This is a genomic window from uncultured Dialister sp., from assembly GCF_937959425.1.
Lineage (GTDB): Bacteria > Bacillota > Negativicutes > Veillonellales > Dialisteraceae > Dialister.
In genome coordinates this window covers 1-5,502 of sequence record NZ_CALGPS010000004.1, presented here as the reverse complement: position 1 = coordinate 5,502, position 5,502 = coordinate 1, and the positions used below count along the sequence as shown (strand labels likewise).

The following is a 5,502-nucleotide window of genomic DNA, read 5'->3' as shown; positions in this document are numbered from 1 at the left end:
GCAGGCGGCCGGGGCTGTGAAAAAATGTTCAATCATTTCTTCACAGCCCCTTTTTATCTTGGAAATTTCTATTTCCTCAGAAGGTCACCGGTTTCCCATAGTAGGCGCATTCCAGGATGCGGCCCATGGCTTCATCATCCACCTTCCGCGGGTTTTCCGGAGTGCAGGCGTCAAGCACGGCGTTATGGGCGATGGCGTCCTTTTTGTCCAGATACAGTTCTTCCGGAACGCCGTAGTCCGCAAGGGACAGAGGAATGTCCATGAGACGGTCGAAGCGGCGGATGGCGTCTTCATAGGACAGTACCAGCTGGGCGTCGGTGTGGCCCGGAAGGCCTACCACGCGGGCCAGGTCGGCGTAGCGGCTCATGCAGGCCTTTTTATTGTACTGAATCACATAGGGAAGGAGAATGGCATTGGCGCAGCCGTGGGGAATGTGGAAGACAGCGCCGATCTTGTGGGCCAGGGAATGGGTAATGCCCAGAAGGCCGTTGGAGAAAGCCATGCCTGCCAGACACTGGGCGATGTGCATTTTTCCCCGGGCTTCTTTATCGCCGTGGTAGGATTCCAGCATATTGTCAAAAATGTCGGATACCGCCTGCTTGGCCAGAGGGTCTGTGAAGCCGTTGGCACAGGTGGAAACGTAGGCCTCTGTGGCGTGGGTCAAAGCATCCATGCCGGTGTGGGCGGTGAGGGTCTTGGGCATGGTGAGGGGAATGTCCAGGTCAAGGATAGCTAGATCCGGTGTCAGGTTGAAATCGGCCAAGGGATACTTGATGCCTGTGGAATAGTCTGTAATGACGGAGAAGGAGGTCACTTCAGTGGCGGTGCCGGAAGTGGAAGGGATAGCTACGAAAATGGCCTTCTGCCTAAGCGGCGGCAGGGAGAAGGGCTTTTTCACATCATCGAAGGTGAGCTCCGGATGCTCATAGAAAACCCACATGGCCTTAGCTGCATCGATGGGGGAGCCGCCGCCGATGGCTACAATAACGTCAGGCTGGAATTCTTCCATTGCTTTGGCCCCTTCCCTGACGGCCTCAATGGAAGGATCCGGAGCAATACCCTCCATAGTTCGGGTCTTGAGGCCGCTGTTCTGCAGTACCTTTTCAACCTTCTGGAGAAAACCGCCGCGGCGCATGGAATGGCCTCCGGTACAGATAAAGGCTTTCTTATGGCCTTTCAGCACGGCCAGTTTCTCAATGGCGCCGTAACCTACATAAATATCTCTCGGCAGGGTAAAACGGAACATAAAAAATCTCCTCCTTTGCATGACTGCCCGGAGGGGAAGATTTCCCGGCATCCGGGCCGGACCGTATAAAATTATTAATCATTCTATTATCTGATTATATTATAGCATCTTTAGGAATGTGCAGATATATTCTTGAGAAATCAGCATAGAAATCCCTTTAGATATGACACATAATCATTCTTGCGGAATGCTGAAAAAAGTGTATTCCATGTAGCGAAACCGGATGAAAAGAGGTAAATCCCTCCAAGATTCTATTGTGCAGCCGGAGGAAATTGTGATATATTGATATAAATATGTATAGTATTCTCATCGTGAGAAAGGAGCTCTTATTTCATGAGCATGCTGAAAGAATTCAAAGATTTTGCCCTTCGCGGCAATGTGGTAGACATGGCAGTCGGCGTTGTCATTGGCGCCGCTTTCGGGAAGATCGTTTCCTCCCTGGTAAGCGACATTATCATGCCGCCTCTGGGCTATGTGCTGGGAGGCATCGACTTTTCCAACCTTTTCCTGCCCCTGTCCCGCGTGCCTGTTTCCACCATGGCAGAAGCCAAGGAAATGGGAATCCCCGTCATTGCCTACGGCCAGTTCCTGAACAATGTCATCGACTTCCTTATCGTGGCTTTCGCCATCTTCATCGTGGTAAAGCAGATCAACCGCTTCTTCCCGAAAGCGCCGGCTAAGGAACCGAGAAAATGCCCCTTCTGCAAAGAAGTCATTGCCGATGATGCCACCCGCTGCTCCCACTGCACTGCGGAATTGAAATAATCTGAGGTCAAAGAAAAAAGGGTAACGGCTCCTGCGGAGCCGAGGGTTCTTAAGGGGCTTAAGGAAGCACTGATTAATTCATAGAGTCTGCTTTTATAAGAATTTTTATGCACTGCTTCGTCATGGGACTCCTTAAATAGCTCGCTATTCGCGTCATCCCATTCCTCGCATTGCATAAAAATTCTAGAATAAAAGCAGACAACGATTTAATCAGCGCTTCCTTAGGTTGACAGCGGCCTGTGGCCGCTGAGGGTTGTGGTGGCGGCTGTCGCCGCAGTTTATAGCCCCTCCACATTTTATAGCCTCCTCCACATAAAGTGGGTGGCCCCTAAAGGGTGGCAAAGGAACTGGATTCGTAGGGGGAGCATAGCGACCTGAGAATCCATTGACATGCTTTTCCGTGGAGAAACAACGCACTCCACTTTGTGCGTCGCTTTCTCTCCTTCATCCTCTGCTGTCACTGACTCACTGGATTTTCGAGTCGCTGTCGCTTCCCTGCAAATCCAGTTCGCATAGTGCAAAATATGTTCGTTGTGCACGCCGTTAGGCGACGGAGGATAGGGGCGGGAATTAGATGTTAGAAGTCAGAAATCAGACGTCAGACTGCATTATGTACTAACCTTCCCGCTCCATCGTCATTCTGAGTGCCAGCAAGAATCTTGGTACCAGGCGTTAGTGATACCAGGGCTGGTAAATACCAATTGGCGGGAAGCGGTCGGCAGTCGGCGGACAGCGGATAGCGGCCCCCCTTTGGTGCCTGCGGCACCACCTTTCCCCCACTGAAGCGGGGGCACTATGGATGCTGTGCATTGCCATCAGCCCACTCATTTCCCCATACACGTCTAAAGCCTCCCTTGCGGGAGGCTTTTTTGGAGACGTTGGATTGTTGAGAAAGATTGGTAACAATGAGTGGAATCACCACGGCCAATGGTGATTTCCTTTTTGTTTACGACTATATAATACAACGGTTTACGATTATTGTCAAGCTCATTTATAAAATAAAATAACAATAATTGACAATATCTCCTTTCCGATTTTGCCAATTTCTTCTTTCATAGGGTATAATAGACTTAAAAATGACTGGTATTCAAAAGGAGGATATGTGATGAAGAAACAATTAGCAGCTCTGGCACTGGCCTGTGCCCTGATTCCCGGTGCAGCCATGGCGGCAGGGAAAGTGCCCACATCGGACAAGATGATGAATGATTACAATAAATATGTGGTAGTCTATACCTCTGACGAAGAACGGATTTATGCAGATGCAGACACCATTGAAAGGGATCCGGTCTCCGCCGGCGAACTTCCTGTCATCCGCGCCACCCTCTATGCGGAAGTGTACAAGCATCCCCTTACCTGGCCGGACTACGGTAATTATCGCATGGTGGACTACATCCTCCAGTACGACACCGCCGTAGGGGCAGACCAGCTGGGACAGACAATCAAATACCGCATCCTGAACAAACTGGAAGGAGCCTATACCCCCGACGGCAAAGCAGCTCCACTTCCGGGAAAATTTGAAGATCCGGCGGATGAGGCGGAAGACATTTACGTCGCCCTCTATCGTGTATCCAAAACATCCTACTGATAGATATTTCCTTTACAAAGAGGAGTAAAAATTATATAATAAATCTAATAACATAGGAAGCAAAGGAGCCTCGCTTTTTCGGCGGGGCTCCTTTTATCTGCTTTTATGATACGAAAGTGCGGATTTGTAGGTAACAGCCGGCGGTACATCAGCCGGCTGCGCACTTCAATCAAATAAACGGGCCGTAAGCAGGCCCTGATGGAGATGGAGATATGCAGCTTTTTATAGCAGGTGGATGCGGCGATGAAGGAAGAAACTGTTTCTACGTGGAGGGAGACCGCCACGCTTTTATTGTAGACGCGGGAACCTCCACCGACGGTCTGGACCGCATACCGGACATTATGCCGGAGCAGATTCACAAGGCGGAGTACCTTTTCATTACCCACTCCCACCGGGACCACACCGGCGCCATCGAATACCTGGTAAAGCAGGGCTTTGACGGCCCGGTTCTCATGTCCAACCAGACCTACCGGCAGCTTCACTACAAGCCTTGGAACACCATGATCCTGGACTCCACGGCGCCGGAGCTGGAGCTGGAACCGGGCTTTACGGTGAAATGGGGACGCACGGGCCACTGTGCCGGTGCCGTGTGGTTCCTTATTTCCATGGAAGGGCGGAGCCTCTTCTTCTCCGGAGACTATCGGGAAAATGATACCTTCTACCGCTGTGATGCGGTGCGGGGCATTCACGCCGACATGGCGGTGATTGATGCCGCCTACAGCCGGAAAGACCGGGGGCCGGACCTGAGAAAACAGGTGGTGGAGAAGGCCGCCGCCCTTATGAAGGACAACGCCCCCCTCCTCATGCCGGTTCCCCATTACGGCAGAGGCCTTTCCATGGGCATCCTCTTTCACCGCACCTTCGGCAGAGACCATGGCATCTACATGGCTCCCAAACTTTACGACGAATGGCTCCGCCTGGGGCACCGGAAATATTTTGTTCATGATGAAATCACGGAGCTCCCTTTCTCCATATTCCGGCGCTGGGACAATGAAACCATAGAAAAAGGAAATATCTATTTCCTCACCGACGCCCAGCTCTCCCGTGCCTCCAGCCGGCAGCTCATCATGGCCCATCCGGACATGGGGGTGCTCCTCACCGGAAGCATCCACGGCTATGGCAAAGCCCGCTGTTTCTTCGAAAACGGGCGGGCCAAGTTTGCCCTCTGGCCTAACCATCTTACCTGGCAGGAAATGGAAGACCTGAAGGCGGAGAACGACATGGGCCTGGTGGTGCCCTTCCACAATAAAAAAGTGAAACCGGAAAACGACACCTTCGTTTTCTGATGACGAAAAATCGGATAAGGACAGGAAGGGAGTGGCTTTCCTGTCCTTTCCTGCGTATGTTATAATAAAGAAAAGAAAATTCCCCGTTTCACAGGATAAGAAAGGTGGGGGTTATATGTTAAAGTATAAAAAGATTCTGGTTCCCTATGATGGTTCCGACCATGCGAAAAAAGCGCTTCTCCATGCCATAGACCTGGCAAAGGCAGGAGACGGCACAGTCCTTTACATTGCTTCCGTATGCAATATGGTATCTGCCATGAGCAACTTCGACCAGGTATCCATTGCCGAAGGCTGCCTCACCACGAAGCTCTCCGAAGACCTGGAAGAACAGTGCAAAGAAGACCTGAAAGAAGCAGCCGCCATGGTTCCGGAAGGCATTGCCCATGAAGAACTGTACGAAGTAGGCTCCCCGGGACCGGTGCTCCTTAATATGGCAGAAGAAAAGGGCTGCGACCTGGTGGTCATGGGCAGCCGCGGCCTAGGCCCCCTGAAAGGTATCTTCATGGGCTCCGTATCCAGCTACATGGTTAGCCGCTCCAAATGCCCCGTACTGATTGTGAAATAAAAAAAGGGGCTGTGAAGAAATGATTGAACATTTTTTCACAGCCCCGGCCGCCTGC

General features: G+C 51.4%; 5 protein-coding genes. 4 read left to right on the top strand and 1 reads right to left on the bottom strand.

Annotation, left to right across the window (positions count from 1 at the left end):
• Positions 1-76: 76 nt before the first annotated feature.
• Complete coding sequence (locus tag Q0482_RS00070) at positions 77-1,246, bottom strand: iron-containing alcohol dehydrogenase (protein WP_299141871.1); 1,170 nt, start codon at positions 1,244-1,246, stop codon at positions 77-79.
• 333 nt (positions 1,247-1,579) lie between these two features.
• Between Q0482_RS00070 and mscL the strand changes: the two genes are divergently transcribed.
• The 4 genes from mscL (at position 1,580) to Q0482_RS00050 (ending at position 5,447) form a co-directional block, all read left to right on the top strand.
• Positions 1,580-2,011, top strand: coding sequence for a large conductance mechanosensitive channel protein MscL (gene mscL / locus Q0482_RS00065; RefSeq protein ID WP_299141868.1), 432 nt, complete (start codon positions 1,580-1,582; stop codon positions 2,009-2,011).
• Between the two features lie 1,105 nt (positions 2,012-3,116).
• Complete coding sequence (locus tag Q0482_RS00060; protein ID WP_299141866.1) at positions 3,117-3,596, top strand: hypothetical protein; 480 nt, start codon at positions 3,117-3,119, stop codon at positions 3,594-3,596.
• A 212-nt stretch (positions 3,597-3,808) separates the two neighbouring features.
• Positions 3,809-4,882 (top strand): MBL fold metallo-hydrolase, encoded by a 1,074-nt coding sequence (locus tag Q0482_RS00055; RefSeq protein ID WP_299141863.1) that lies wholly within the window; start codon positions 3,809-3,811, stop codon positions 4,880-4,882.
• Positions 4,883-4,997: 115 nt separating this feature from the next.
• Positions 4,998-5,447 (top strand): universal stress protein, encoded by a 450-nt coding sequence (locus tag Q0482_RS00050; RefSeq protein WP_299141860.1) that lies wholly within the window; start codon positions 4,998-5,000, stop codon positions 5,445-5,447.
• Positions 5,448-5,502 lie beyond the last annotated feature (55 nt).

Bases quoted from the DNA above. Each gene is read 5' to 3' on its own strand.
- Q0482_RS00070 (WP_299141871.1), bottom strand. From the start codon at position 1,246: ATGTTCCGTTTTACCCTGCCGAGAGATATTTATGTAGGTTACGGCGCC.
- mscL (WP_299141868.1), top strand. From the start codon at position 1,580: ATGAGCATGCTGAAAGAATTCAAAGATTTTGCCCTTCGCGGCAATGTG.
- Q0482_RS00060 (WP_299141866.1), top strand. From the start codon at position 3,117: ATGAAGAAACAATTAGCAGCTCTGGCACTGGCCTGTGCCCTGATTCCC.
- Q0482_RS00055 (WP_299141863.1), top strand. From the start codon at position 3,809: ATGCAGCTTTTTATAGCAGGTGGATGCGGCGATGAAGGAAGAAACTGT.
- Q0482_RS00050 (WP_299141860.1), top strand. From the start codon at position 4,998: ATGTTAAAGTATAAAAAGATTCTGGTTCCCTATGATGGTTCCGACCAT.